Annotated in this window: 22 protein-coding genes and 1 pseudogene; 12 read left to right on the top strand and 11 right to left on the bottom strand. The window is 62.5% G+C overall.

Annotated elements, in window-relative coordinates:
• Window positions 1–61: 61 nt before the first annotated feature.
• A complete protein-coding gene (locus NOX35_RS07680) occupies window positions 62–988 on the top strand; it encodes a LysR family transcriptional regulator (RefSeq protein ID WP_256496278.1) in 927 nt (308 codons plus the stop codon).
• Window positions 989–1,334: 346 nt separating this feature from the next.
• A complete protein-coding gene (locus NOX35_RS07675) occupies window positions 1,335–2,246 on the top strand; it encodes a bifunctional GNAT family N-acetyltransferase/nucleoside diphosphate kinase regulator (protein WP_182286242.1) in 912 nt (303 codons plus the stop codon).
• Between the two features lie 162 nt (window positions 2,247–2,408).
• Here NOX35_RS07675 and NOX35_RS07670 read toward each other — a convergent pair whose 3' ends face one another.
• Entirely contained in the window at window positions 2,409–2,786 is a 378-nt protein-coding gene (locus NOX35_RS07670; RefSeq protein ID WP_182286241.1) for a steroid Delta-isomerase, read from the bottom strand.
• Between the two features lie 109 nt (window positions 2,787–2,895).
• Complete coding sequence (locus NOX35_RS07665) at window positions 2,896–3,669, bottom strand: 3-alpha-hydroxysteroid 3-dehydrogenase (protein WP_256496277.1); 774 nt, start codon at window positions 3,667–3,669, stop codon at window positions 2,896–2,898.
• A 155-nt stretch (window positions 3,670–3,824) separates the two neighbouring features.
• Between NOX35_RS07665 and NOX35_RS07660 the strand changes: the two genes are divergently transcribed.
• From NOX35_RS07660 to NOX35_RS07645, 4 genes and pseudogenes are all read left to right on the top strand, one after another.
• Window positions 3,825–5,840, top strand: a complete 2,016-nt coding sequence (locus NOX35_RS07660; protein ID WP_256496276.1) for an NADPH-dependent 2,4-dienoyl-CoA reductase — start codon at window positions 3,825–3,827, stop codon at window positions 5,838–5,840.
• Between the two features lie 15 nt (window positions 5,841–5,855).
• Window positions 5,856–7,982 (top strand): NAD(P)/FAD-dependent oxidoreductase, encoded by a 2,127-nt coding sequence (locus NOX35_RS07655; RefSeq protein ID WP_256496275.1) that lies wholly within the window; start codon window positions 5,856–5,858, stop codon window positions 7,980–7,982.
• Between the two features lie 231 nt (window positions 7,983–8,213).
• Window positions 8,214–8,596 (top strand): annotated as a pseudogene (locus NOX35_RS07650) (cytochrome c).
• 107 nt (window positions 8,597–8,703) lie between these two features.
• Window positions 8,704–9,195 carry a hypothetical protein gene (locus NOX35_RS07645; RefSeq protein WP_256496274.1) on the top strand — a complete coding sequence of 164 codons (492 nt, stop codon included), beginning with the start codon at window positions 8,704–8,706 and terminating at the stop codon, window positions 9,193–9,195.
• A 135-nt stretch (window positions 9,196–9,330) separates the two neighbouring features.
• Here the strand turns inward: NOX35_RS07645 and NOX35_RS07640 are convergent, their stop codons facing one another.
• The 4 genes from NOX35_RS07640 to NOX35_RS07625 are packed head-to-tail and all read right to left on the bottom strand — an operon-like array spanning window position 9,331 to window position 11,607.
• Window positions 9,331–9,591, bottom strand: coding sequence for a hypothetical protein (locus NOX35_RS07640; RefSeq protein WP_182286236.1), 261 nt, complete (start codon window positions 9,589–9,591; stop codon window positions 9,331–9,333).
• 18 nt (window positions 9,592–9,609) lie between these two features.
• On the bottom strand, window positions 9,610–10,002 hold the full coding sequence (locus NOX35_RS07635) for a nuclear transport factor 2 family protein (protein ID WP_182286235.1): 393 nt from the start codon (window positions 10,000–10,002) through the stop codon (window positions 9,610–9,612).
• Window positions 10,003–10,019: 17 nt separating this feature from the next.
• Complete coding sequence (locus tag NOX35_RS07630) at window positions 10,020–10,919, bottom strand: MBL fold metallo-hydrolase (protein WP_256496273.1); 900 nt, start codon at window positions 10,917–10,919, stop codon at window positions 10,020–10,022.
• Window positions 10,920–10,968: 49 nt separating this feature from the next.
• Entirely contained in the window at window positions 10,969–11,607 is a 639-nt protein-coding gene (locus NOX35_RS07625) for a DsbA family protein (protein WP_232538145.1), read from the bottom strand.
• A gap of 79 nt (window positions 11,608–11,686) precedes the next feature.
• On the opposite strand from NOX35_RS07625, the gene NOX35_RS07620 reads away from it, so the two are divergent.
• Window positions 11,687–12,622, top strand: coding sequence for a LysR family transcriptional regulator (locus NOX35_RS07620; RefSeq protein WP_182286232.1), 936 nt, complete (start codon window positions 11,687–11,689; stop codon window positions 12,620–12,622).
• Between the two features lie 262 nt (window positions 12,623–12,884).
• On the opposite strand, the gene NOX35_RS07615 is transcribed toward NOX35_RS07620, so the two are convergent.
• Both NOX35_RS07615 and NOX35_RS07610 read right to left on the bottom strand, forming a co-directional pair.
• On the bottom strand, window positions 12,885–13,655 hold the full coding sequence (locus tag NOX35_RS07615) for a glucose 1-dehydrogenase (RefSeq protein ID WP_256496272.1): 771 nt from the start codon (window positions 13,653–13,655) through the stop codon (window positions 12,885–12,887).
• A gap of 227 nt (window positions 13,656–13,882) precedes the next feature.
• Complete coding sequence (locus NOX35_RS07610) at window positions 13,883–15,307, bottom strand: coniferyl aldehyde dehydrogenase (protein WP_256496271.1); 1,425 nt, start codon at window positions 15,305–15,307, stop codon at window positions 13,883–13,885.
• A 124-nt stretch (window positions 15,308–15,431) separates the two neighbouring features.
• On the opposite strand from NOX35_RS07610, the gene NOX35_RS07605 reads away from it, so the two are divergent.
• The 3 genes from NOX35_RS07605 to NOX35_RS07595 all read left to right on the top strand — a co-directional run bounded on the left by NOX35_RS07605 (window position 15,432) and on the right by NOX35_RS07595 (window position 18,893).
• Window positions 15,432–16,766 (top strand): MFS transporter, encoded by a 1,335-nt coding sequence (locus NOX35_RS07605; RefSeq protein WP_232538144.1) that lies wholly within the window; start codon window positions 15,432–15,434, stop codon window positions 16,764–16,766.
• A 22-nt stretch (window positions 16,767–16,788) separates the two neighbouring features.
• A complete protein-coding gene (locus tag NOX35_RS07600) occupies window positions 16,789–17,625 on the top strand; it encodes an SDR family NAD(P)-dependent oxidoreductase (RefSeq protein ID WP_256496270.1) in 837 nt (278 codons plus the stop codon).
• A gap of 158 nt (window positions 17,626–17,783) precedes the next feature.
• Window positions 17,784–18,893 (top strand): Rieske 2Fe-2S domain-containing protein, encoded by a 1,110-nt coding sequence (locus tag NOX35_RS07595; protein ID WP_256496269.1) that lies wholly within the window; start codon window positions 17,784–17,786, stop codon window positions 18,891–18,893.
• A gap of 160 nt (window positions 18,894–19,053) precedes the next feature.
• On the opposite strand, the gene NOX35_RS07590 is transcribed toward NOX35_RS07595, so the two are convergent.
• The gene (locus NOX35_RS07590; protein WP_256496268.1) at window positions 19,054–19,794 is read right to left on the bottom strand and encodes an EthD domain-containing protein; all 741 of its coding nucleotides are present in this window, start codon (window positions 19,792–19,794) and stop codon (window positions 19,054–19,056) included.
• Window positions 19,791–21,086, bottom strand: a complete 1,296-nt coding sequence (locus tag NOX35_RS07585) for an MFS transporter (RefSeq protein WP_256496267.1) — start codon at window positions 21,084–21,086, stop codon at window positions 19,791–19,793. Before NOX35_RS07585 ends, NOX35_RS07590 begins: the two co-directional genes overlap by 4 nt.
• 232 nt (window positions 21,087–21,318) lie before the next feature.
• Here NOX35_RS07585 and NOX35_RS07580 point away from each other — a divergent pair, with 232 nt between their 5' ends.
• Window positions 21,319–23,034 (top strand): amidohydrolase family protein, encoded by a 1,716-nt coding sequence (locus NOX35_RS07580; protein ID WP_256496266.1) that lies wholly within the window; start codon window positions 21,319–21,321, stop codon window positions 23,032–23,034.
• Window positions 23,035–23,119: 85 nt separating this feature from the next.
• Complete coding sequence (locus NOX35_RS07575; protein ID WP_256496265.1) at window positions 23,120–24,499, top strand: MFS transporter; 1,380 nt, start codon at window positions 23,120–23,122, stop codon at window positions 24,497–24,499.
• Here NOX35_RS07575 and NOX35_RS07570 read toward each other — a convergent pair.
• Window positions 24,462–24,668 (bottom strand): hypothetical protein, encoded by a 207-nt coding sequence (locus NOX35_RS07570; RefSeq protein WP_182286224.1) that lies wholly within the window; start codon window positions 24,666–24,668, stop codon window positions 24,462–24,464. The two genes, NOX35_RS07575 and NOX35_RS07570, sit on opposite strands and share 38 nt — an antisense overlap.
• Between the last annotated feature and the right edge of the window lie 138 nt (window positions 24,669–24,806).

Raw genomic sequence — 24,806 nt, 5'->3', positions numbered from 1 at the left:
GATCATGAATAAATACGAGAAAAAAGATCGCACTGTTCACTTTAAAAATACAATCGAGCACATGGACTTCAATGCGCTTCATGTGTTCACCCGCGTTGCCGAACTCTCCAGTTTCACCCTGGCCGCAGACCAGCTCGGGCTGACCAAAAGCCGTGTGTCGACCGTGGTGCAGCAGCTGGAAAAGCAGCTCGGAACCCGTCTGCTGCAACGCACCACCAGACATGTGCGGCTGAGCGCCGATGGCGAGCAGTTCCTCGAACGCAGCAAGGAACTGATGGCCGACCTGGAACAGCTGCAAGCCATGTTCCAGCCCGCCGCCAGCGGGCTGCGAGGCAGTCTGCGCATCGATATGCCCAACTCTCTGGCCCGGGATGTCGTCATTCCGAAGCTGCCCGAATTCCTCTCGGCCCACCCTTTGCTGGAAGTAGGCATCAGCACCAGCGACCGACGTGTGGATGTGGTGCAGGAAGGCTTTGACTGTGTTGTGCGCATCGGCCCGCTGGCAGATACCGACTTGATCGCCCGCACCATCGGTGCGATGGAGATGTGCAATCTGGCCAGTCCCGCCTATCTGCAGCGTCACGGCACGCCCGCAACACTGGCCGACCTGTCACGGCACCGCATCATTCACTACGCGAACCAGCTCGGGCGGCATGGCGCGGGCTGGGAGTATCAGCGCGGCAAGGAGATCGCTCTGCATCCCGTGCGCAGCGCCCTGGTGGTCAACGGCACGGATGCCTATCAGGCCGCCTGTGTTGCCGGTCTTGGCCTGATTCAGGCGCCTGTCCGGGGTGCGCGCCATCTGCTGGATCAGGGTCTGCTGGTCGAGGTCATGCCCGACTTCAAGGCCGCGTCCATGCCGGTGTCCCTGCTGTACCCGCATCGCAGACATATCGCGCCGCGAGTCACCGCCTTCCTGAACTGGATCACCGAGGTGCTGGAGCCCCATCTGACAGGCATGGGCGGCGCGTGCTCCCGGGCGGTCTGAGCAACATGCCCGGTCGCCGGCGTTCGGCGCTGCGCCCACCATCAAAGAAGGAGCTTCTGACGCATGCCACTTCTAGATCGTGGAATTAAAACATTAAGAATACGACTACAGTCAATCGCAATCCGCTTCTAAATAAAGAGCATCGCAGCTGTCGAGGCTTGCGCTCCCGGAGCGCCCCGCTCCGCAGCCCAGGCTCGCCATAGACCGAGCAAAGAGATGCGAGATAGGCGCTGTGCCTGCGCAGCAGAATCTGCTTGCCTAGAATCGGCGCCTGTGTCGAAAGAACCGTCATGGCCCACGCCGTGGCCATGAAAGGCTTTCATTCTTGCAACCGACGGTGTTGAAGATGAGCAAGCCTTTCATATCCCTGTGCCCGGAAATCACGCGAGCCAATGCGCTGAACCTGGTGGACTGGCTGAACGACGAGGACGTCGTGCGCCACCTCAGCGATTCGCGCCATGTCTCGCGTCACATAGAGCAGCTCATCGACCGGGTTCAGCTGCCCATACTCACCCATCTCTTCAATCAGGGCGGCCGCTTCTTCATGGCTTACGACCGCGATGACCTGCCCGTGGGCTTTGTGCGTCTGGTCAGGAACGGGGCGGACTGCGAAATCGTGCTGGTCATCGGCAACCGCGACAACTGGGGGCGCAAGCTCGGCGCCAGCGCCTTGCACGAGGGCATGAAGCTGGCCTTTTTCGACATGCGGGCCGAAAGACTGATTGCCAGGATCCATGCCGACAACACGCGCTCGCTCAAGGCCTTTGCGCACAACGGCTTTGTGCTGGAGAACGAAACGCCCGCACTCAAGTCCTATGCAATGACGGCACAGCGCTACCTCCAGCGCTTGCGCGCCGGGCAGCCGGGAGCGGCGGGCGGCATCTGCATCACCGCCGTGGATCAGGCACGTCTCAGAGATCTTCTCGCCCTGGAATGGGAGTCGCAAGCGGCCGATCTGGAGCATGAAGTCGAGCGCGCCACCATTGTCGATGCGCGGCAGGTCCAGGGCAATGTGGTCACCATGAACTCCAGAGCCTTGCTGCGCCTCGATGAGGTGGCCGTCGAAGTGGCCCTGGTCTACCCCGAGGATGCCGATGACAGTGCAGGCAGGCTCTCGGTTTTCTCGGGCGTGGGCACGGCCATTCTGGGCTACCGGGAAGGGGACCGCATTGACTGGCGGATTCTCGATCGCACCCGCCATATCCGGATCGAGAAAGTGCTCTACCAGCCCGAGGCTGCCGGGCACTTCCATCTGTAAGCCAGCTCAGGCTGGGGGCACTCACCGCACTGCCTTGAACAGCAAAAGCAATAGCAGCTCGCGCATTGTTTCAAATGAATTCAGATTCAAATAGTCTTGTAATCCTTTTAAATCAGGCGAAGACAGCTTCTATATCAAGAGCAGTCAAGCGCCTGACTCTCCTCAGACGCCAGCGTGAATATTCTTCTCGCCAAACAAGGCACGCATGCTCACCACCTTGCCCGCCGCGTCGAAGCGAAAGTGATCGATGGGCGCAATCACGGTCTTGCGGCCCTGATACTCGAAGCCGACGGTGAAGGCGAAGGCTGCCTCGTCGGCAACCGCGCGCACCTCCTGCGTCAGCTCCACCGTCAAAGGCAGCTTGAGGGAGTTGGCGTAGAACGCGCGAATCGCCGCCCTGCCACGCCGGGGCTCGGAGCCCACGGGGTCTTCCACCGTGGCGTCATCGGCAAACAGCGCGACGATGCCGTCCAGATCGCCGGCATTGAGCGCAGCCACATAGCGCTGTACAACCGCGGTCATATGTTCAACAGTATTCATTTCAGCTCCAGAATTCCAGAATAGGCCGCTCCCGCACAAGGCTGCCCCGGGTCAGGAGCGGCCAGGCCCTTGCCCCCTGGGACGGGCCCGCAAGGCGGCTGCGGGGGACTCAGAAACTCGTCGGGCGCATCACAGCATCGATGCCGCCGTCGATCACGATCTGCGCACCATGCACATAGCTGGCGGCCTCGCTCATGAGGAACGCGATGACGGATGCCATTTCGGCGGGCTCGGCCCGGCGGCCCATGGGAGGCACGAACTTGGCAATCGATTCGCCATAGCGCGGGTCCTGCAGGCCTGCCTGCAGCAAGGGAGTCTCGGTCGCGCCGGGGGCGATGGTATTCAGGCGCACGCCCGCTTGTCCCCAGGCGGCGGCGCGTTTGCGCACAGCCACCGTCAAGGCATTCTTGCTGCCCGCATAGGCCAGATTGCCGCCCTGCTCTCCCGCTTGTTCAACAATGGCGCGGGCCTTGGCTTCCTCGCCGGCCTCCAGTGCCGGTGCCAGCGGGTTCTGGTCAAAAGCCAGATGCGCGGAAGCCACGGACGAGATGACGACGGCTGCGGGCTGCCGGCCCTGTTTCAGCAGCGGCAGAAAGGCATCCATCAGCTCGGTCGCGCCAAAATAATTGACCGAAACCACATTGCCGAGCACCTTGGTCTGCGGTCCCAGGCCGGCGCACAACACCAGGCCGTCCATGCCCTTGCTGCACTTGGCCAGTACATCGGCAATCGCCTGCTTTCGACCTTCGGCCGTCGAGAGATCGGCAATCACTTCCGCATCGCGGACATCGATACCTAGGATCTGGTGGCCGGCCGCTTCCAGGACCTTGCGCGTAGCAGCACCAATGCCGGTGGCGCAGCCGCTCATCACGATGATGGACATGTCTTGTTTCCTTTTGTCTGGGTGGTGATGGCGCACATCAAAGCCCATCATGAAAAGTCAGACCACATGCAAACGGACGATGTGATTCCCCTAGGGAGAATTTACCGTGGCTCTTCCTACACTGGCGCGAGATTTGCGCGTGAGGAAATTCAGCCATGTACCCCCATCTCTTCCAGCCCATCACCATCGGCCATATCACCCTCAAGAACCGGATTCTGATGGGCTCCATGCATACCGGGCTGGAGGATCAGGCACAGGGTTTCGAGAAGCTGGCCCTCTTCTACACCGAACGTGCACGGGAAGGTCTGCAGCTCATCGTCACCGGGGGCTTCGGCGTCAACGAGTACGCACTGGGAATGCCCGAGCATGCCGAGTTCTCGACGCTGTGCACGCCAGAGCAGGCGGCCCGGCACCGCCTCATCACCGACGCGGTGCATGCCGAGGGCAGCCATATCCTCATGCAGATACTGCATGTAGGCCGCTACGACCACGGCAGCGGCGGCGTCTCGCCCAGCAGCGTGCTCTCCAGGCTCAGCAACCGCAGCTCGCGCGAACTCAGCGCGACCCAGATCGAGCAGATCATTGCCGACTATGTGCGCTGCGCCTGCCTGGCCCGGGAAGCCGGCTATGACGGTGTGGAGGTCATGGGCGGCGAGGGCTATCTGATCAACCAGTTCCTGGCGCCGCTGACCAACTTCCGCACCGACGAGTGGGGAGGCGATGCCGCCGGGCGCAGCCGCTTTGCGCTGCGCATCGTGCAGGGCATACGCGCGGCCGTGCCCGAGAACTTCGTCATCAGCTTTCGCCTGTCCCTGATGGATCTGGTCGAGCATGGCAGCCACTGGAAGGAAGTGCTTGACCTGGCCCGCCAGCTGGAAGCCGCCGGCGTGAACCTGTTCAACACCAGCGTTGGCTGGCATGAGGCGCGCATTCCCACCATCGCCATGATGGTACCGCGCGCTGCATTCAGCTGGGCTGCCGAGCAACTCAAGCAGGCAGTCAGCATTCCCGTGGCGGCCAGCAACCGCATCAACACCCCCGAAGTGGCCGATGACCTGATTGCCCAGGGTCATGCCGACATGGTGGCCATGGCCCGCCCCTTTCTGGCCGACCCGGCCTTTGTGCGCAAGGCGCAGGCGGGCCAGAGCAACGCCATCAACACCTGCATTGCCTGCAATCAGTCCTGCCTGGATCGCATCTTCACGCGCCAGCAGGTCAGCTGCCTGGTCAACCCCAGAGCCTGCCGCGAATGGGACTGGCCGCAGGAAAAAGCCGCAGTTCCGCGCAAGATCGCCGTTCTCGGTGCTGGACCTGCAGGACTGGCCTGCGCTCGCGAGGCGGCAGACCGAGGCCACAAGGTGACGCTGTTCGAGTCCGGCATCCGCATCGGCGGCCAGTTCTTTCTGGCGCAGAAGGTGCCCGGCAAGCAGGAGCTGGGCGAGACGCTGCGCTACTTCGAGCATGAAATCCAGCGCCTGGGCATAGAGCTGCGGCTCAACACCACTCCGGACATCCACTTCCTGAGCGTCTTTGATCACGTGGTCGTGGCCACGGGAGTGACACCGCGACGCAGCGGCATCGAGGGCGAGAACAGCTCCAAGGTGATGGACTATATCGAGGCCTTGCGCAGCCCCCGCTTTGTCGGCGAACGCGTGGCCATCGTGGGCGCGGGGCCTCTGGGCTTTGACATGGCCGAGTTGCTGGCCCATCACAAGGCCGACGACGGCAGCGTGGCCGCCTTTGACCGCGAATGGGGTGTCGACCCCGAACGCGAGCAACGCGGCGGTATCAAGGCCAGCGAGAAAGCCGATTCGCCGCGTCAGATCTGGCTGCTTCAGCGCAGCAAGGCGGCCATGGGCAGCACCTTGCCAACCACCACGGGCTGGATTCGCCGCGCCCGGCTCAAGAACAAGAGCGCACGCATGTTCAACGATGTGGAGTACATCCACATCGACGACAACGGCCTGCACCTGCGCATACGCGGCGAGCAGCGCTGCCTGAGCGTGGACAACATCGTGGTCTGCGCCGGCCAGGAATCACATGACCCCTGGTCATCCAGACTTCAAGCACAAAGCATTGCGCACACAGTGATTGGAGGCGCGCGCAATGCCCACAAAATTGATGCAGCGCGCGCCATCGAAGAAGGGGCCGAACTCGGCCGAAAACTATAGGAGACAGCGAAAAAAATGAGCAATCCCCACGCATCAATGCTGCAGCCGGGCCGTATCGGCACGATGGAGCTGAAGAACCGCATCATCATGGCCCCCATGGGCGAGAACTACGGCGGCACCGACGGCATCTGCGGCGAACGCGCCCAGGACTATTACGAAGAGCGTGCCAAGGGCGGCACCGGCCTCATCATCATGGGCACGGCCGCCATCTCCTGGCCCACCGGTACCAGCGAGCCGCACCAACTGGGCATCTCCAGCGACAGCTTCATCCCCGGTCTGGCCGAAGTCACGCGCCGCGTTCACTCGCACGGCGGCAAAGTCGCCATCCAGATCAATCACAGCGGCAAGGTCGCTGCCAATGACCGCACCCACGGGCGCGAAATGTGGGTGTCCTCGATTCCGCCCGACGGCCCTGTGGCCGAAGCCATGCGCACCGTCACGCCCAAGGAGTTCTCGACCTTTGTGGGGGTTGGTCCCTACCCCGACCGCTACCGCGTGATGGACAAGACCGATATTGCACAGGTGGTGGAATGGTTTGCTGTGGCCGCCCTGCGCGCCAAGCAGGCCAACTTCGATGCTGTGGAAGTGCACTGTGCGCACAACTACATGATCGCCAACTTCCTCTCTCCCTTTTTCAACAGCCGTACCGACGAATACGGCGGCAGCTATGAAAACCGCAGCCGCCTGCTGCGCGAAGTGCTGACTGCCGTGCGCGAGCGCGTGGGCGCAGACTTCCCCATCTGGGTGCGTATCGACGCCGAAGAAATGCACACGCCCGGCGGCATCACCATGGACGAGGCACTCAAGACCGCCAGGCTCTGCGAAGAGCTGGGCATGGATGCCATCAATGTCTCGGCCTATGCGCGCCTGCCCACAGGCTCGGCCTTCACGGATGCACCGATTCCGCAAAAGCAGAATGCCTACCGCGAATTTGCCACCGGCATCAAAAAGGCCGTCGGCATTCCCATCATCTCGGCCGGCCGCTGGGAGCTGGATGCCGCCGCCGCCGCCATCAGCAATGGCGAGATTGACTTTGTGGCCATGGGCCGCAAGCTGCTGGCCGACCCCGACCTGGCCAACAAACTGCAAGCCAACACCGCCCAGAGCGTGCGCCCCTGCATTTATTGCTATGCCTGCGTAAGCGAGATTTTCATCAACAAGGGCATCAAGTGCGCGGTCAACGCACAGACCGGCCACGAGGCGAGCAAGACCATCACCTTTGCCGAAAAGCCCAGGCATGTACTGATCGTCGGCGGCGGCCCTTCGGGCATGGAGGCTGCCCGCGTCGCCGCCCTGCGCGGCCATCGCGTGACGCTGGTCGAGCGCAGCGACCGCCTGGGCGGCACGCTGTTCTTTGCCGCACTGGCCTATTCAGAGAACGGCCGCCTGCTCGACTATCTGGTCAAGCAGATGGACCACCCCAATATTCAGGTTCGCTTTAACACCAGCGTCGATGCCAAGCTGCTCGATGAACTCAAGCCCGACGATATTCTGGTGGGCACCGGCGCCAGGCGTGCCGCCCCTGCCATCGAAGGCGCGCAGCAAAGCCATGTCTGGAGCGGCGACGAACTGCGCCGCCTGATGACGGGTGATCGCGCCGAAGAAATTGCCAAGGCCAAGCTGAATCTGGCCGAGCGCGCGCTGTTCAAGGCCGGCGGCATGCTCAAGGTGACGGACAGCACGGCAGCGATCCAGAACCTGTCCAAGCTGTGGATGCCCCTGGGCAAGCGCGTGGTCATCATCGGTGCAGGCCTGGTCGGCCTGGAGCTGGCAGAGTTCCTGCTCGATCGCGGCCGCGAAGTCACCGTGCTGGACCCCGGCACCCATCCCGGCACCGAGCTGGCCATCGTGCGCCGCTGGCGCGTGTACGACGCCGTGAAGAGTCACGGCAAGCTGCTGATGCAGTCCAACGTCACGCGCATCGAGCGCAAGGAGGTCGTCTGGACTGACAAAAAGGGCGAGGAATACCGCACGCCCGCCGACTCCGTGGTGCTGGCCATTGGCGCCGAAGCCGACTCCAGCGTCGCTGACCAGCTGCAATCCCTCACCCAGACTCCCGTGCGCCGCATCGGCGACTGCCGGGACCTGGGCTATATCGAGGGGGCCATGCATTCGGGACATCAGGCCGGACGCGAGGTCTGAAGCCACGCCCTGGACGCCCAGGGCTGCCTGCAAGCCTGGAGCTGCAAGCGCTTCACGGCATGCCGACAGCGCCTGGCTTTTGCCGATGGTCGACTGCGGGTCGGCCCGGAGCAACAGGTAACAGGACGCCGGACGCAGGCAAGGGCCTGCGTCCGGCCACAAGCCATCGCTACGGGCTGGAAGATCTATACTTTTCGGGCCTGTCAACCTCACGACCTACGACAAGCCCCCTTGCACGCAAGAGAATGCTTCATCGCTTTGCTGGGAGCTCTGCTGCTCACCCAGGCAGCACCGGCTTCTGCACAGAACAACAATGGAAAAATCTCTTCACCCAGAGATGTGCCGTCAGCCACGGTGCCGATATCAAGGGCACGGGCCCCTGGACCAGGAAGAGCAATCCTCCCACACCGGATCTGACCAGCGCAGCTTTCAGGAAACGGCTCCAGGAGTACCCGGGCGTCATTGTTTCCTCGGTGATACTCCGCCCGAACGGGGACCTGATTCCCAGAACGCTGCGGGAGAACGGGGTCAAGCTCGCCCCGCATCCCTGGACGGTGCAGGATTTTCGCGACCTGAACCGATACATGAGCGACGTGATTTCAAAAAGCCGGTGATTGCGCGCTGACGGGGCACGGCCCGGGCCTGGATAGGCCCAGTTGCGCAAACTGTATAAAGAAACAGTAGACTTTGGACTTGATAGCTCCCCGACCAAGGTCCAGACATGTCAGCAGAACTCGAACAAGAAGACCTCTCCATCTTCGAAGACCGCCTTTGGCATCACAAGGGCTGGCAGGCCCGCGTCATCAAGAATGAAGACGACGACGGCTGGGCCGTGGCCATGACACAGGACGGCCAGGCCGAGCCCGCGCTGGTCGGCCCATGGACCATGGGACGCGACAAGAAGAATCCCAAGCCGCTTGACGTGTCGGCCTTCAACACGCTGGTGAAGACGGCCAGCGAAGTGATACGCCGGCATGAGCAGCACCAGGCTGCGATGCTGCACAAAGCCATTCAGATCGAGGTGCGCGGATCCCGCGTGACGGTGGCGCTCGATATCGAGCCCGATGAGGACAATCCCACGGCGACTCTCACGGCCACCGCAGCCGACGGCAGCGAGCTGGCCAAGGTACGGGTGCGGCCTGACCATGGCCTGAACCGTGCGTCCGCACAGCGCTGGGCAGATGCAGACTACCCGCGTTTCAGCGATGACTGATGCCTGCAAGCCGGGACCTGGCCCGGCGCAGCTCTTTGCATACCTGAAGAACCTGCTCGTCAAGAAAGCGGCTGCCACCAGGCCTCACCCGTGACGGCGAGAGGCCGAATACCGGACAACGAGCCAGCCTCGGGTTCACGCGCCGGGCCGAGCGCGCAGCGCGGCTTCGAAGCGGGCCAGTTCCTGCTCCAGCGTGCCGCGCTGCCTGAAGCGCAGGCCGGCTCGCTCATACCAGTTCTCGGCGTCCTCCAGATCGCCTTCCTGCAGATGCAGCAGCCCGTGCAGCCAGGCTGCGAGCAGGCCTTCATGCCGCTGCACGGCATCGTGCGCGGCATTCCATTGCCCGGTCTGCATCAGCAGCAGAATGGCTTGCAACTTGGTATTGACTTCGCTCATGACAGGACTCCGCCGCGCTCAGGCCAGCAGCGCCTGCTGCACCAGGTGGCTGTCCACATACTGCTCCATGCTGGTGATCCTGCCCTCGTTGAGCCGGTACAGGTGAGCGAAGCTCGCCGTCATCGCCTTGCCCGTCTTGCGGTAGGTTCCCGAATAGACGCCGAAGGCTGCCACTCGGTCGCCATCGACCAGATAGGTATGGACCTTGGCGCTGTAGCCGTCCCACTCCGTCGCCAGCCGCTGGAACACGCCCGCCACGATCTGCTGCGGGCCGACGTAGGTTCCGGCATAGGGAAAGCCGGTGGCCTCCGTCCACCGTGCGTCGGGCGCCAGTGCGGCCAGCAGATGCCTGCCGTTGTCTTCGGGCGAGCCTTCATAGGTCGCGCGGATGATGTCCAGATTGGTGCTCATGGTATGCCTTCCGGGCTTCAGCCCCACTTCATCTCGCCCTTGGCTACCTTGGCGCCGATCTGCAGCGCGGCGGCCAGGCCGGCGTCAGGATAGCGCTTGTTCATGGCGGCGATCAAGGCATCTGCATTGGCCGCCTTGGCCAGTTCCTGCTCGAAGGCCAGCAGGTATTCGCGGGTGTAGTTCACGGCCGAAACGTCCAGCGCGCCATGGGCGCCCAGGTGGCCCGGCACGACCACGGCCGGCTTGCGTGCGGCGATGGCCTCCAGATTCCTGACCCAGGCGGCGCGAGAGGCAGGCGTCGGGGTATCGGCCGTCCACACATGCAGGCCCGAGAAGACCAGCACGCCGCCAAAGACCGCATTCAGCGAGGGAACCCAGAGGTAGCGGCGGTTCTCCAGTCCCTGTGCCTTGACGATTTCAATGGTGTTGCCCTCCAGCATCAGGGCGGAGCCGTCAAAGGCTTCAGGAAAGACGATGTCGGCGAGCTTCTGCGGACCGTTCTCCTTGAGCTGGGGCGCCCAGGTAGCTATCTTCTTTTGCACGTTGGCGCGGATGGCGGCAATGGTGTCGGAGGCGGCCAGCACCCTGGCAGCGGGGAAGGCGGCCTTGATCGGGCCCAGGCTGAAGTAATAGTCCGGGTCGCTCTGGCTGACGTAGATGGTGGTCAGCTGCTTGCCCGATGCCTTGATGGCTTCGGCAACGGCACGTCCATCGGGCAGGGAAAAGCCGCCATCGATGAGAATGGCCTCCCGATCGCCCGAGAGCAGAACAGGCGCACGGAAGAAGCCTTTGTCGTCTGCTGGAAAGTGCTTCCATTGCAGCCTGGAATGGCCGGTCACGGCAGCGGCGCAACCAGCCAGGCCTGTGGCGATGCCGGCAGCGGCGGCGGTTTGGACAAAGTCTCGGCGATTCATCATGATGGTTCTCCAGTTAATTTCGGGATGGCGGGGTTGAAAGGCGAAAGCCTCAGGCCTTGGCGATTTGTTCGGCAAAGTCCTGCGGATTGGCGTAAGCGGCAGTGGAATTCAGCAACTGGCGCTGGCCATGGGTTTCCAGGATGAAGCTTGGAACGCCACGCGCGCCAAGCTGGCTCTGCAGTGCCTTTGCCCCTTCGATGCGGGCGCGATTGGCAGCCAGCAGTTCGCCATCAGACCGGAGCAGGCTTGCCGCAGCCTGCTCCAGCCCCAGGGCCTGCAGAACTGTCATCAGTGTGTCCGGTTGCGTGATGTCGTCACCATTGACGTAGCGGGCATGCTGAATGGCTTCAAGGGCATCAAGCTCACGCTCCGGAGTGCACAGACTGACAGCGCTCAGCGCCAGGGTGGCCGGGCCGCTGTCGAACATCTGCTGACGATCCGACAGCACATGGCTGCGGTAGCGCTCGCTAAAGCGCTGGCCCGTCAGGCGTGCTATGCGCTGATCGTTGCTCCAGGCATAGGCTGCGAAGCCATCGTCCATGAGACGTGCACCCGAGTCTGCAAAAAGGCCGCTGGGCAGCAGGCGCAGTTCGATCTCAGGCGCTTTGCCCAGAGCCGCCACCGCTGCGGCGGCACCGTAGCACCAGCCGCACAGAGGGTCGAATACGTAATACAGGGTCTTGGTCACCAAGGGCTCCATTGCTTCAATACCGTGATCGTAGGAACAAAGCATTGACAGAAAAAGCCTTATCGAATAGATAAACCGTATGTCAATAGCAAACAATCCAGAAGAATCCATCGCCGGCAGGCTTGCCAACCTCAAGCGCCTGGCCTACTTCGCGGCCGTGGTGGAGACAGGCAGCTTCACGGCCGCCGCAGACCGGCTGGGCATCACCAAGGCCGTAGTCAGCCAGCAGGTCGCAAGGCTGGAGCGTGAGTTCCGCACGACGCTTCTGACTCGCACCACCCGCAGGGTCGCTCCCACCGACGCGGGCCGGATCTTCTATCAACGCTGTGCATCCATCCTCAAGGAAGCGGGTGATGCCTTCGACGAACTGGGAGAAGCCGCCGCTGAGCCTTCGGGAACCTTGCGTCTGACCGCCCCGCTGGACTATGGCATCACGGCAGTGGTGCCAGCCATCACCGAGTTCACGCGGCACTATCCCCAATGCAAGGTGGATGCCGTGTTCAGCGACCAGCCGCTTGATCTGATGTCGGGGCAGGTCGAACTGGCAATCCGCGTCGGCTGGCTATCCCACTTGAATGTGCAGGCTCGTCAGATCGGGAGCTTCAGGCAATTGCTGGTCGCCGCTCCCTCATTGCGCCGGCAAGTGATGCAGCTCAAACAGCCACAGCACATCAGCGAGTTGCCCTTTGTTGCAAACACTGCCTTGCGTGAACCCTGCAACTGGAGCTTCTCGCGCAGCGAGCTGGAGCGTCAAAGCGTGACGGTGCACCCTGCGATTTCGCTCGATGCGACACTGGCCGTGCGCGAAGCCGTGCGTCACGGGGCGGGCTTGTCGGTACTGCCCGACTTCGCCGTGGCCGATGATTTGAAGAGCGGCGCGCTGATACAGGTGCTGCCCAGGTGGTCGCTGCCATCGGGGGGCATTCATGCCGTGTTCCCGACCGCACGATTCCGACCGGCAAAGGTCAAAGCCTTCGTGGACCTGATGCAGGAGCAAATCCGCTCCAGGGCATGACCAAGGCCGGCCATCAGACAGCTGGCAAGCGGCTCAGGCGATGGCATGCTGAAGCCATATCGGACCGCCACCGCACAGCAGCCACGCCATCCGGGCAGCAGCCTGCAGACGTTGCAATTGCGCTTGACCGGGAACGCAGCGGCTCGATTCCTGCTGCGGATTGAGCTCAAGCGACATCGTCAAGCATGCATAGGAAAAGGGAGCCCAAGCTCCCCTTTTTCTGCGCGAAGCGGTCGGCCTCGCCTGAGCGATGCCTTCAGACTCAGAAGTTGGGGGCTTCCACGCCACCGTCCACGCCCAGCACCTTGCCAGTCACCCAGCTGGATGCGGGGCTGGCCAGAAACAGCGCGGCATTGGCAATATCTTCGGGCTGGCCCATGCGTGCCATGGGTGTGGTTTTTTCCATGCGTTCCTTGCGCTCGGGCGTGAGAAACGGTGCCAGTGCATCGGTCATGATGGTGCCAGGCTCGATGGCGTTGATACGCACCCTGGGACCGAAGTCCTGCGCCAGGCAGCGGGTCATCTGGTTGAGCGCGGCCTTGGCCGCACCATAGGCGCTGAAGTACTTTTGCGAATAGCGTGCCGCCGTGGACGAGATATTGACCACGGCTCCGCCGCCCGCAGCCTCCATGGCCGCAGCGGCCTTCTGGATCAGCGTGTATGCAGGCACCACATTGAACGCCAGCATGTCGCCCACCGCCTTGCCCGCCACCTTGCGCGGGTCGTTGGGGCCGCCGCCGCCCACATTGTTGATGAGCACATTGATCTTGCCCAGTTCCTCCACGGTGCGAACGATGAGCTTGTCCAGATCTTCCTCCTTGTTCACATCGCCCTGCACGGCAATGGCGCGCCGGCCCAGCGCTTCAATTTCGGCCTTGACTGCCTGCAGGTCCGCCTCGGTGCGCGCAAACAGCGCCACATCGGCGCCGGCCTTCGCCAGCGTGACAGCGCATGCACGGCCGATACCTTTGCCCGCGCCGGTCACCACGGCCACCTGCCCATCCAGCGAAAACTGGCGAAAAATCTCGTTCATGTCTCTTCCTCTTATGGCGTTCCAACCCAGCCATGCTCTGCATGAAACGCTTTTGAAACATCCGCCAAACGGACCATGGGACAAGCCCCATGGTCGTCCCCCGCAGCTTGCGTCAACACGCAAAAACTGCGCCCCTGAAATTGATAGCGCTGCACCTGGACAGAGCTGTGAATCAGGCACACCAGATCAGAGACAGCGAGCAAGGGCCCAGGCGGCCGCGCAGCGGCTCAGGGGGTGACTGCTGCCTGCAGCATCTGCGCGAACTGCTCGTTATATGGCGGCAGCATGCCCCACTCGCGACGCGGGTCGTGGTTGCCGGCCTTGTAGACGGAGCGGGCATGACTGAACTCGAGAAAACCCTCGCGGCCATGGTAGTGGCCCATGCCAGAAGCGCCCACGCCGCCAAACGGCGCATCCTCCAGCGCCGGATGCATGACGACATCATTGATGGAGACACCGCCGGACAGCGTGTTGTCCAGAACCCAGTTCTGCTCCGTCTCGTCGCTGCCGAAGTAGTACAGCGCCAGTGGGCGCTCACCGGAATTGATCGCGGCCACAGCGTCGCGGATGTTCAGAAAGCTTCGCAGCACCAGTGCCGGACCGAAGATTTCGTGCTGAGAGATTTCGGCTTCGGCTGGCGGGTTGACGACCAGCGCCAGCGGCAGGCGGCGGTCTGCGCCGGCTTGCGCGGCACCGACTTCCAGCACGGTCAGACCGCGCGCCTTGGCATCATCGACATAGGCTTTCACACGTGCATGGTGGCGCTCGTTGATGACAGGCGTCATGTCTGCGTTGCCTGTCACCAAGGGATACAGCGCCTGGTATTGCGAGGCAATGCCATCGGCCAGCGCCTGCAGGCGGGATTCATGGACCCAGACAACGTCGGGTGACACGCAAAGCTGGCCGGAGTTGAGCGACTTGCCAACGGCGATGCGCTCGGCCGCATTGGCGATGTCGGCGGAATCGCCCACCAGCACGGGGGACTTGCCACCCAGCTCCAGCGTCACGGGCACCAGGTTCCTGGCGGCGGCGGCCATGATGAGCTTGCCCACGCTGGTGGAGCCCGTGAAGACCAGATGGTTCCAGGGCTGCTCGGCGAATGCCGCGGCCACTTCGGGACCGCCCTGCACCACTGCCAGCACCTGGGGGTCAAAGCGCCTGGCCACGGCCTCGGCCAGCACCTGGGCCGTACGCGGTGCAATTTCGGAAGGTTTGAGAACGGCCCGGTTGCCCGCCGCGAATGCGCAGGCCAGCGGCGACAGCAAGGTGAACAGAGGCGCATTCCAGGTGCCGATGATGCCGATCACGCCCTTGGGCTGGTACTTGACCCAGGCCGTGGCACCAAACATGTCGAAGGGTTTGACACTGGGACGCTCGGAGTCACCCAGCCAGCCCTTGAGGTGATCGCGTGCATGCTTGAGCGAGGAGAGCGAGCCAAGTATGTCATTGGCCAGCGAGAACACGGCGGGGCGGCCACCAAAGTCTTCGCCCATGGCCTGGCACAGTTGCTCCTTGTGCTCCACCAGCATGTCGATGACTTGCTGAATGCGCTGCATGCGCACTTCGGCGCTGACTGCACCTTCTTCGATAAAGGCCTGCTTTTGCATGTCCAGCAGCTGGCGAATGCCGATGGACGAATTCGTCTGGGTCATTTTGTCTCCTCGATATTTCTCTTGAAAGCCATGAACGGAAGGCACATGCTCAGACCTGAGGATTTCGCGGTCGTCGTCCAAAAAGACGATGGCATAACCCTAGCCCCCTCGCACGATGCAGCGCATGCACACCCCTCAAACCCCGCCTCCCGCCGTCAGCTGGCGCACTCATTTCAGCCTCGCCCTGCTTGCGCTGGTCTATATTTTCTCCTTCATTGACCGACAGGTTCTGTCTATTTTGCTGGAGCCCGTCAAACAGGAATTCGGTGCCTCCGACACCGAGATGGGCTTGCTCACGGGGCTGGCCTTCGGTCTGATCTATGCCATGCTGGGTGTACCTGTGGGGCGCCTGGCCGACACCCGCAACCGCCGCAACATCGTGGCCCTGTGCTGCGGCATCTGGAGCCTTGCCACCGCTGCCTGCGGCGTGGCCACCCAGTACTGGCATATGCTGCTGGCCCGCATGAGTGTGGCCGTGGGCGAGGCCGGCGGCATGGCTCCCTCGGTGTCCATAGTCTCCGACCTGTACCCTCCCAAGATGCGTTCGTTTGCCATCAGTCTGTTCATGATGGGCCCCAACCTGGGAACGCTGCTGGGTCTGGTCATCGGCGGCATGGTGGCCCAGCACTATGGCTGGCGCTCCGTGTTTCTCGCCTTCGGCATTCCGGGCGTAATTCTTGCGCTGCTGGTGTATTTCTTCGTCAGGGAGCCCGCACGCGGCGCCTATGAAAGCACGAGGCCCGCAGCTCAAGGCAACACTCCGCGAGAATCCATGTTTGGCCAGGTCAGGCGTTTGCTGGGCATGGCACCGCTGCGCAATATCTGCATCGCCTGCGGCGTGGCCGGTATTGCAGGTTATGGCTACGGTGTCTGGGCGCCGAGCTTTTTCATGCGCATTCACGGCATGAGCATCTCCCACGCCGGCCTGGTGTTCGGCCTGGCCAGCGGCCTGGGTGCCGTGTTCGGCGCCATGTTCTGCGGCTGGCTCAGCGACAGATTGACGCAGCGCGACTCTCGCTGGCAGCTGCGTCTGGCCGCCATGGGCACATTCTGTGCCGTGCCTGCAGGCGTGGCCGTGTTTTTCTGGCCCGTGTCCGACTTCTGGACGGTTGCCGGCATCAAGGTCCCCTATGCCATGGCATTTGCCCTGCTGTTCGGCTTTTTTGCGAGCTGGTTTGCCACCCTCTCATACAGCGCCGTCAGCCAGATGGTGACTGCCGCCGAACGCAGCGTTGCCTCGGCACTTCTCAATCTTTTCATGACCTTGCTGGGCGTGGGCCTGGGTCCGCTGGTAACCGGCATTCTGTCGGACTACTTTGCCAGGGCCCATGGCTCAGAAGGCCTGCGCTGGGCGCTGATGGGCGTGACCTCGCTGCTAGTCATCACTTCGCTTTTCTTCGCGTTGGCCATCCGCCCCTATAAGCAGCGCCTGCAGCAGTTGCAGATGAATGCCGCCTGATCATCAAAAATTGGAGACTCTCATGAGCCGACCCGTAGTTCTCATCACCGGTGCCAGCCGCGGCATTGGCGCTGCAACCGCCGTCTTCTTTGCCATCAAGGGATGGCGCGTGGCCATCACTGCCCGCACGCTGACCGAAGGTGCGCAGATGGAAAACCAGCTGCGCCTGCCAGGCGGCCAGCTTCTGTCCGGCAGTCTGGAGTCCACAGCCAAGGCCGTCGAGGCCGCTGGCGGCGAGGTGTTTCCGCATGTCATGGACCTGATGGACCTGAGCAGCCTGGACAAGGCAGCCGACGCTGTGCTGAAACGCTTTGGCCGTGTCGATCTGCTGATCAACAACGCCGTCTACCAGAACCGCGAGATCAACCACCTGATCCCCGAAATAACGGCCGAATCGCTGCAGCGCTCCATGCAGGGCAATGTCATCGCTCCTTTCCATCTGGCACAGCGTCTGCTGCCGGCCATGGCGGCACAAGGCGGCGGCCGCATCATCAATGTGTGCTCGGCTGCGGGCCAGTACAACCCGCCCGTGCCCGCCGACCAGGGCGGCTGGGGCTTTGCCTATGGAGCTTCCAAGGCCGCCATCGCGCGCCTGGCCGGCTGCATCAACACCGAATACAAGCAGCAGAATGTGCGCGCCTTCAGCGTCAACCCCGGCGTGGTGACGACCGAGGCCGTCAAGGCCACACTGGGCGACGATGGCCTTCTGGCTCAGCGCTATGGTGCCTCCACCCCCGAAGAAATCGCTGCGGCACTGTTCTGGCTGGGCACCGAGAAAGACGCTCTGCCGCTGGCCAAGAGCTACACCATGATTGACCTGCAACCACTTCACAAAGAGCGCGTGGCTGCGGCAGCATGAGCAGCATGTAAGCGTGCGCAAACACCCAACCCAGGGCAAACCCTGGGCGGTTTGCGCCAGATCAAAGCCGCACCTTCACTCGTCCAAACAGAGTATGCGCGGCGACGTCGCTTGCCAGAAGATTCATCCGTCCAAAACTAAATACGGAGACCTCTGCAATGGCAACCACGAAGGACTACCGCCTCGGTGAATTCACCTACCCGCGTGGCTGGTTCATGATTTCCGAGGCCAGGGCGCTCGACACCCACAAGCCCGTGGCTGTGCGCTTCTTCGGCCAGGATTTCGCGCTGTACCGTGGCCGCGAAAGCGGCAAGGTCGTGCTGCTGGACGCTTACTGCCCCCATATGAAGACCCATCTGGCAGCGCCCAACACCACCAGCTATGTGGTGATCGACGGAGGCGGCAGCAATGTGGAAGGCGACGGCATTCGCTGCCCCTATCATGGCTGGCGCTTCGGCGCGGATGGCAAGTGCAACCACATCCCCTATCACGACGGTGCCATCCCGGCTGCTGCTGCGGTCAAGAGCTGGAAGGTGGTCGAGCAATACGGCGCCATCTGGGTCTGGTTCGACCCCGAAGGCGGCGAGCCCGACTACGATCTGCCCACTTTTGGCGACTGGAGTGACGAGACCTATGTCAACGGCCAGTGGGATTACCTGGGCGAGCTGAGCCAGCATCCCATGGAAGTGGTTGACAATATCGCCGACTATGGCCACCTGAGCCCCATCCACGGCTCCACGGTGGCGCGCTTCGAGAACGAATTCAAGGGCCACAACGCCATCCAGCGCCAGTGCGGCGGCCATCGCACCCTGGTGGGCGAAGGCGGCGCCAGTGCCGATCTGCACACCGATACCTGGTACCACGGTCCCGCCATCCTGGTCTCCAAGGTCAGCGGCATGTTCAACTCTTTCATGATGATCATGCATACCCCCATCGAGGACGGCAGGATCAAGGTCTGGCACAACCTGCTGGTCAAGACAGCGCATGGCGGCCTGCCCACCAAGGCGGATGAAATCGCGGCCAAACAGTACCAGGAAGCCAGCCGACTGGCCTTTGCCCAGGACTTCGAAGTCTGGTCGCAAAAGGCAGCTTGCCTGAACCCGCTGTTCATCCCCAGCGACGGCGCCTTCCTCAAGGCCCGCATCTGGTACAAGCAGTTCTACAACCCGCGCGCCAAGGCGGCCGAATATCTGGACCAGTGCGAAGGCAGGTACATTCCGCGCGGTATGGTGGCCTATACCCAGGAAGCCGAGGAAGCGACGGCCTGATCCCGAGAATCTCCAAGGCTGAAGGCCCATGCGCTTGCATGGGCCTTTTGTTGGCGGGGTGAGGGACTCTCCTTGAAAACCATAGCTGCCAGCGCTTTATCTCCAAGGAAATTCAATACAAAACATATTGAATTCCTTATTTATAAATCGCTGGCAGCTACTACTTTTTCAATTCCTCAGGTCTGGCATGCGTCACTTCTGTCAGCACGAAGACATGTTCGCCCCAGCCGAACTCGCCGTCCTGCGCACGGGCCGAGACATCGAGTGAAGCCGATGCCGCCTGCGCCTGCTCCACCGAGTCAAACCACCACTCGACCACATGGCGGTAGCCGTAGCCGGAAGGTGCTTGCTCATCGACGGTGTTGCAGACAATGCGGCTGGCCAGGCCCAGGGCAAGGCTTTGCCATTGCGGTGGACAGATCTCAGGCAAGGCCGCAGCCCCGCGCCAGACGTCGCTGCGCTGCAAAAAGCCGATCAGCATGACTTGCCTATGCTGCGGCAGAACATCCACGGACCGGCAGCCATGCAGGATCTGCTGACGGCATAGCAGCGAGAAATTACGCACATAGTCGGCAAACACGCGCGGCTCGTCGGGGCGCATGATGGCCAGGGTTTCGGGGTCGCTCCAGATCGCAGAGCCTGCTTCGCGCTCTGCCAGCACCATGAGATTGACGCCGTCATAGTCCTTGCTCAAGGCTGCTGCATCTGCCTGTAGATGTCGTGAGCACTGGGCCACGGCCTTGACCCGCTGGCCCACATTGCGGCACTGACGACCCAGCGCGGAATGCTCGCGCCAGGCCTGCGCAAACTCCTCTGGGCGCAGCGCCGGATTGCGCCGCGCCAGATAGATCATCTTCCAGACGACGCAAGAATCCTTCCCGGTCACTTCTTCCGCCTTCATGCGGCAACTGCCACGGGGGCGTGGGCCTTGCGATAGGCGCCAGGGTAGTGCTGCAGAGCACGGTAAAACGCCCACACCGCCGGCAACAGCGTGCACATCATGATCGCCATGGCATAGCGCAGGCCTTCGCCGGGTGCAACGGTGTTGAGCGCATCACTGAGCCAGCCCGCCACGATAGGTCCCACTCCGTTGCCCAGCAGGGCTCCGGCCATCAGGACCATGGCGCTGGCCGTGGCGCGCCGCTCGGTCGGCACGACCAGGCTCAGGGCCGCGTAGGTGGCCGGAGCCCACCAGGCCGTGAAAAACGAATAAATCAACATGCAGGCCATGGACAGCATGAACATGTCCGATCCCACCAGCAGATAGCCGAAGCCCAGCACCATGGCCAGGCTGGTGCCGATCACGGGGATGCGAATCTGCCAGCGCACATCGCTGCGCGCCAGCCGGTCCGTCAACCAGCCAGAGAACAGGCTGCCCGATACCGAGAGCACGGCAGCCCCTGCAGAAATCGTCCCTGCCTGCTTGAGACTGAGATCGAAACGCCGCGCAAGCAAGGCCACATTCCAGGCGCCGATCGAGATTCCCGCGATCAGGACACAGGCAGCGCCCATGATCAGAAACCGGGTCACGGGCTCTGTCCATATCAGAGCGACGGCAGACTGGACCTGTTGCCTGCCGTCCTGCGGGGCGGAGATCACCTGCGGGATGGTACGAACGGGTTCGCCGATGCTCAGGCGCAGCACCAGGGACAGGACCATGATGGCCACGCCGATGATGACCATGGTCACTCGCCAACCCCACAACTCGGCAAACAACGGCCCCAGCAGCAAGGCCAGCAAGGCGCCCGTCGCATTGCCGACACCAAAAACACTCATGGCACGCGAGCGCTCATGGGGCTTGTACAGATCGGCCAGGATGGACATGGACGCAGCGCCGCCACCGGCATCCCCCAATGCCGCACCGGCGCGCGATGCCGTCAGTCCACCCGAACCGGTGGCCAGCGCGCCCAGCGCCGCCACGCTGCCACCAACGCCACGGCACCATGCAATCAGGCTGCGACGCTCATGCCTGTCTGCCAGTCGTCCCAGAGGAATGCCCAGCACTGCGAACGTCAGCGCAAAACCGAGCCCGGTGATCAGGCCGATCTGCAGGTCAGAGAAGCCGAACTCCTGCTTGATGGGCTGCAGCAGCACGGCCAGGATCTGCCGGTCCATGAAGGTCAGCGCGGACAAGGCTGTCAGCAGCGCCAGCACATACCCTCTCGATGGGTTCTGATGATTTGGTTGGGTCATTGTTTTCTGGGTTTTTTGCATCACGCCGCAGCTCACACCTCTGCGCCGCTGCCAGGACGAGATGGCTGCCGCATCCCGGCGCCGCCCTGAGCATCGTGAGGCATGAGCTGCCGCACTCACATCGTCCCAACGGACGATTCCCTAACCCTGATAGGCCTTGCGTGCGAATTGCCTCTTAATGGAATGCTGCTGCGGGATCGGCCGCGCACCAGAACCTCAAGGAGACTGACATATGCAGCAATTCGACTTGCTGATCCGTAACGGCCGCATCGTGGACGGCACCGGTGCCCCCGCTTACAGCGCAGACATCGGTGTGCGCAATGAGCGCATAGCCGCCATCGGCCAAGATCTTGGCACCGCGGCACAGGAGATCGACGCCAGCGGACTGCTGGTGACGCCGGGCCTTGTGGATGTGCACACGCACTTCGACGGTCAGGCGACCTGGGATGAAAGGCTTTGGCCATGCTCCCAGCAGGGCGTAACCACCGCAGTGATGGGCAACTGCGGCGTGGGCTTTGCCCCCTGCCGGCCCGAGGACCGCGACACGCTGATTGCACTCATGGAGGGCGTCGAGGACATCCCCGACACCGCGCTGCATGAAGGCCTGCCATGGAGCTGGGAAAGCTTCCCTGAATACCTGAGGGCCTTGGGAGAGCAGCGCTACGACATCGATATTGCCGCCCTGCTGCCTCACGGTCCACTGCGTGTCTATGCCATGGGCGAGCGCGCCATAAGGCGCGAGCAGGCCAGCGCCGAGGACATCAGAACCATGCAGGAACTGATCAAGCAAGGCCTGGCAGCCGGAGCCGTGGGTCTGTCGACCTCGCGCACCATGGCTCACCGCACCAGGTCGGGGGACTTCACCCCCATGTACCAGGCCGTGAGCAAGGAGCTGCTGGAGCTGGGACTCTCGCTCAAGAGCTATCCGAACAGCGTTTTCCAGATGATCTCGGACTTCGAGCATGTCGATGACGAGTTCGGCATTCTCACACGCGTCAGTCAGGACACGGGCTGCGCCGGCACGCTCACCGTGCTTCAGTATCCGCACCGCCCGCAGCTGCACCGAGAGTTGCTACAGCAGATTGAAACCGCCAATGCCCGCGGGCTGCGCATCATGGGCCAGGTGCTTGACCGCCCTGTGGGCGTACTCATGGGGTTTGAATGCAGCCTGAACCCCTTCTCCTGCAAGCCCAGCCATGAAGCGCTGGCGCAGCTCAGTCCGGCAGAACGCATCAAAGAGCTGTCGCGACCGGGCACGCGCAGCGCCATCCTCGGCGAGAAGGACCGCAATCCCCACCTGTTCATGGAGTACTTCGGCCAGAACTTTGCGGGCATGTACCCCTGGAGCGGCCAAGAGCCCAACTATCTGCCGCAAGAAGGCGATTCGGTTCAGGCTCTGGCCGACGCAGCCGGCCAGCATCCGCTGGACTGGATGTATGACTTCATGCTGGGCAATGAAGGCCAGGCGCTGGTCTATCTGCCCATGGCCAATTATCTGGACCATGACTGCCACGCCCTGCACGAGCTGCTCAGCCATCCCCACACCGTTCCCGCATTGGGCGATGGCGGCGCCCATGTGGGCACCATCTGCGACGGCAGCGCAACGACCTTTCTGCTCACCGAATGGGTGCGCGAGCGCGGCCTGTTCAGCATCGAGCAGGCCGTCCATATGCTGACGCAGCGGCCGGCTTCGCTCTATGGCTTTGCCGACCGAGGAATCCTGCAGGCCGGCAAGCTGGCGGATCTCAACATCATCGATCTGCAGGCGCTCAAGATTCTGCCGCCGCACATCGCTCGCGACCTACCCGCCGGCGGCAAGCGCTTCCTGCAAGGCGCGCAGGGCTATCGCTACACCATCAAGTCCGGCCAGATCACCTACCGCGACAGCATGGCCACCGATGCATTGCCGGGCCGCTTGCTCAAGCGCAGCGAGCAGAGGACCAGCTGAACGCTGCCAGCCCTCCCCTCCAGGCCTCAAAGCAAGCCCGGCTCTTGACGCCTGCACTCGTTTTTCATCCAGACAGGAGACCTCCGTGCACATCCCTGCCTCCAGAACGGACCAGATCAGCTCGACCCACCCAGCTTTCGAGCAGCCATCCGTCCTGAGCAATACGCAGCGCAATTACATGCTATTCGTGTTGTTCATCGTCTACTCGATGGCCATGGCCGACCGCAACATCATGGGCGTGCTCATCCAGCCCGTGCAAGCCGAGTTCGGCATCTCCGACGGAGCCATGGGTCTGCTGACAGGTCTTGCCTTTGCGCTGTTCTACAGCGTGTTGGCGATCCCGTTCGGACGCTATGCAGACCGATCCAACCGACGCAATCTGGTCGCCTGGTGCTGCCTGGCCTGGAGCATCGCAACCGCCTTGTGCGGGCTGGCTGTGGGCTTCTGGACGCTGGCCGCGGCCCGCGTAGCGGTGGCGATTGGAGAGGCGGGCGGCAGCGCTCCGTCGGTATCGATGATCGCCGACGCCTACCCCACCGAGCAGCGCAGTCGCGCAATGGGCATCTATATGCTGGGCGCTCATTTCGGCGTGCTGTTCGGCTTGGGGGCCGGCGCCTGGATTGCACAGGAATACGGCTGGCGCCATGTCTTCATCTGGATGGCCATCCCCGGCATGGTGGTGGCCATGCTGCTGCGCTTTACCTGTGTGGAGCCACGGCGAAAGACCATGCAACTTGAGAGTGCCGACATTCCTCAGACACAGGAAAAGTTCCTGCAGGTCTTGCACTCGCTGCGCAAGAACCACGCGTTCGTCGGCATTGCCACCGCGGGAGTGATTCTGACCTTTGCAGGCCAGGCCATAGGTATCTGGAACACCTCTTTTCTCGTGCGCTCCTATGGCCTGTCCCTCAAGGAGGCAGGCGCCATATTTGGCGTGCTGGGTGCAAGCGCGGCCGTCACCGGTGCACTCATCAGCGCATGGCTGACGGATCGCCTGATCCGCCGGGACGTGCGCTGGCAGCTTTGGCTGCCGGCCATCGGAGTGATGATCTCCATACCGTTTGGCATCTATTTCTATCTGGCCCCCGCTGCAGGCGTTTGGCCGCTTTGGGGCATGAAAGTGCCGCATGCGCTTCCCGCCTATCTGGTGTTTGGCGTTCTGATGAGCTTCTGGGTTCCGCCCACCTATGCAGCGCTGACCAATGTGGTGCCCTCCACGCGCATGGCCACGGCAATGGCAATCTTCGGGCTGTGTGCCTCTGCTGTTGGCGGCGGTCTGGGGCCGCTGATCGTGGGCTTGATCAGCGATGGGCTGACTGCCAGCTACGGCAAGGAATCCTTGCGCTATGGCATGGTGGCCATGGTCGGCTGCTGTCTGGTGGCCGTACTTTGCTACTTGCTATCGCTCAAGGACTATGTGCGCATGGTCAAAAGCCCAGAAGCAACCCCGACACGGCAGCAATAGTCCTGCCACCGAATGGGCCGTCGAAAAAAGAAGCCTGGGCCTGCTGTGGAGCCAACTGGTCGCGCACGACGACCTTGACGACCTGGGCATCTTCTGCGCAACTCACCTTCCAGACCATGGCCGCCTTCAGTTGCAGCTTGTTGTCGGACAGATTGCGCCGCGCAGCCACCTTCTCAGAGATCAGGTGCCTCGAACAGGTGCCTTGGGCAGATCGTGTTCAAGCCATGCGGATGCCAGCGATATAGTGACCCCGTCATCCTCCATGTCTGTACTCCATGCATTTGCGCAAGTTCTATACCCCGCTTAA

This window comes from Comamonas sp. C11, from assembly GCF_024496285.1.
Classification (GTDB): domain Bacteria; phylum Pseudomonadota; class Gammaproteobacteria; order Burkholderiales; family Burkholderiaceae_C; genus Comamonas; species Comamonas testosteroni_F.
Note: the sequence above shows the minus strand (reverse complement) of the source record. Positions and strands in the feature narration are given on the sequence as shown.

Coding starts and splice junctions, on each gene's coding strand:
- NOX35_RS07680 (WP_256496278.1), top strand. CDS start 62: ATGGACTTCAATGCGCTTCATGTGTTCACCCGCGTTGCCGAACTCTCC.
- NOX35_RS07675 (WP_182286242.1), top strand. CDS start 1,335: ATGAGCAAGCCTTTCATATCCCTGTGCCCGGAAATCACGCGAGCCAAT.
- NOX35_RS07670 (WP_182286241.1), bottom strand. CDS start 2,786: ATGAATACTGTTGAACATATGACCGCGGTTGTACAGCGCTATGTGGCT.
- NOX35_RS07665 (WP_256496277.1), bottom strand. CDS start 3,669: ATGTCCATCATCGTGATGAGCGGCTGCGCCACCGGCATTGGTGCTGCT.
- NOX35_RS07660 (WP_256496276.1), top strand. CDS start 3,825: ATGTACCCCCATCTCTTCCAGCCCATCACCATCGGCCATATCACCCTC.
- NOX35_RS07655 (WP_256496275.1), top strand. CDS start 5,856: ATGAGCAATCCCCACGCATCAATGCTGCAGCCGGGCCGTATCGGCACG.
- NOX35_RS07645 (WP_256496274.1), top strand. CDS start 8,704: ATGTCAGCAGAACTCGAACAAGAAGACCTCTCCATCTTCGAAGACCGC.
- NOX35_RS07640 (WP_182286236.1), bottom strand. CDS start 9,591: ATGAGCGAAGTCAATACCAAGTTGCAAGCCATTCTGCTGCTGATGCAG.
- NOX35_RS07635 (WP_182286235.1), bottom strand. CDS start 10,002: ATGAGCACCAATCTGGACATCATCCGCGCGACCTATGAAGGCTCGCCC.
- NOX35_RS07630 (WP_256496273.1), bottom strand. CDS start 10,919: ATGATGAATCGCCGAGACTTTGTCCAAACCGCCGCCGCTGCCGGCATC.
- NOX35_RS07620 (WP_182286232.1), top strand. CDS start 11,687: ATGTCAATAGCAAACAATCCAGAAGAATCCATCGCCGGCAGGCTTGCC.
- NOX35_RS07615 (WP_256496272.1), bottom strand. CDS start 13,655: ATGAACGAGATTTTTCGCCAGTTTTCGCTGGATGGGCAGGTGGCCGTG.
- NOX35_RS07610 (WP_256496271.1), bottom strand. CDS start 15,307: ATGACCCAGACGAATTCGTCCATCGGCATTCGCCAGCTGCTGGACATG.
- NOX35_RS07605 (WP_232538144.1), top strand. CDS start 15,432: ATGCACACCCCTCAAACCCCGCCTCCCGCCGTCAGCTGGCGCACTCAT.
- NOX35_RS07600 (WP_256496270.1), top strand. CDS start 16,789: ATGAGCCGACCCGTAGTTCTCATCACCGGTGCCAGCCGCGGCATTGGC.
- NOX35_RS07595 (WP_256496269.1), top strand. CDS start 17,784: ATGGCAACCACGAAGGACTACCGCCTCGGTGAATTCACCTACCCGCGT.
- NOX35_RS07590 (WP_256496268.1), bottom strand. CDS start 19,794: ATGAAGGCGGAAGAAGTGACCGGGAAGGATTCTTGCGTCGTCTGGAAG.
- NOX35_RS07585 (WP_256496267.1), bottom strand. CDS start 21,086: ATGACCCAACCAAATCATCAGAACCCATCGAGAGGGTATGTGCTGGCG.
- NOX35_RS07580 (WP_256496266.1), top strand. CDS start 21,319: ATGCAGCAATTCGACTTGCTGATCCGTAACGGCCGCATCGTGGACGGC.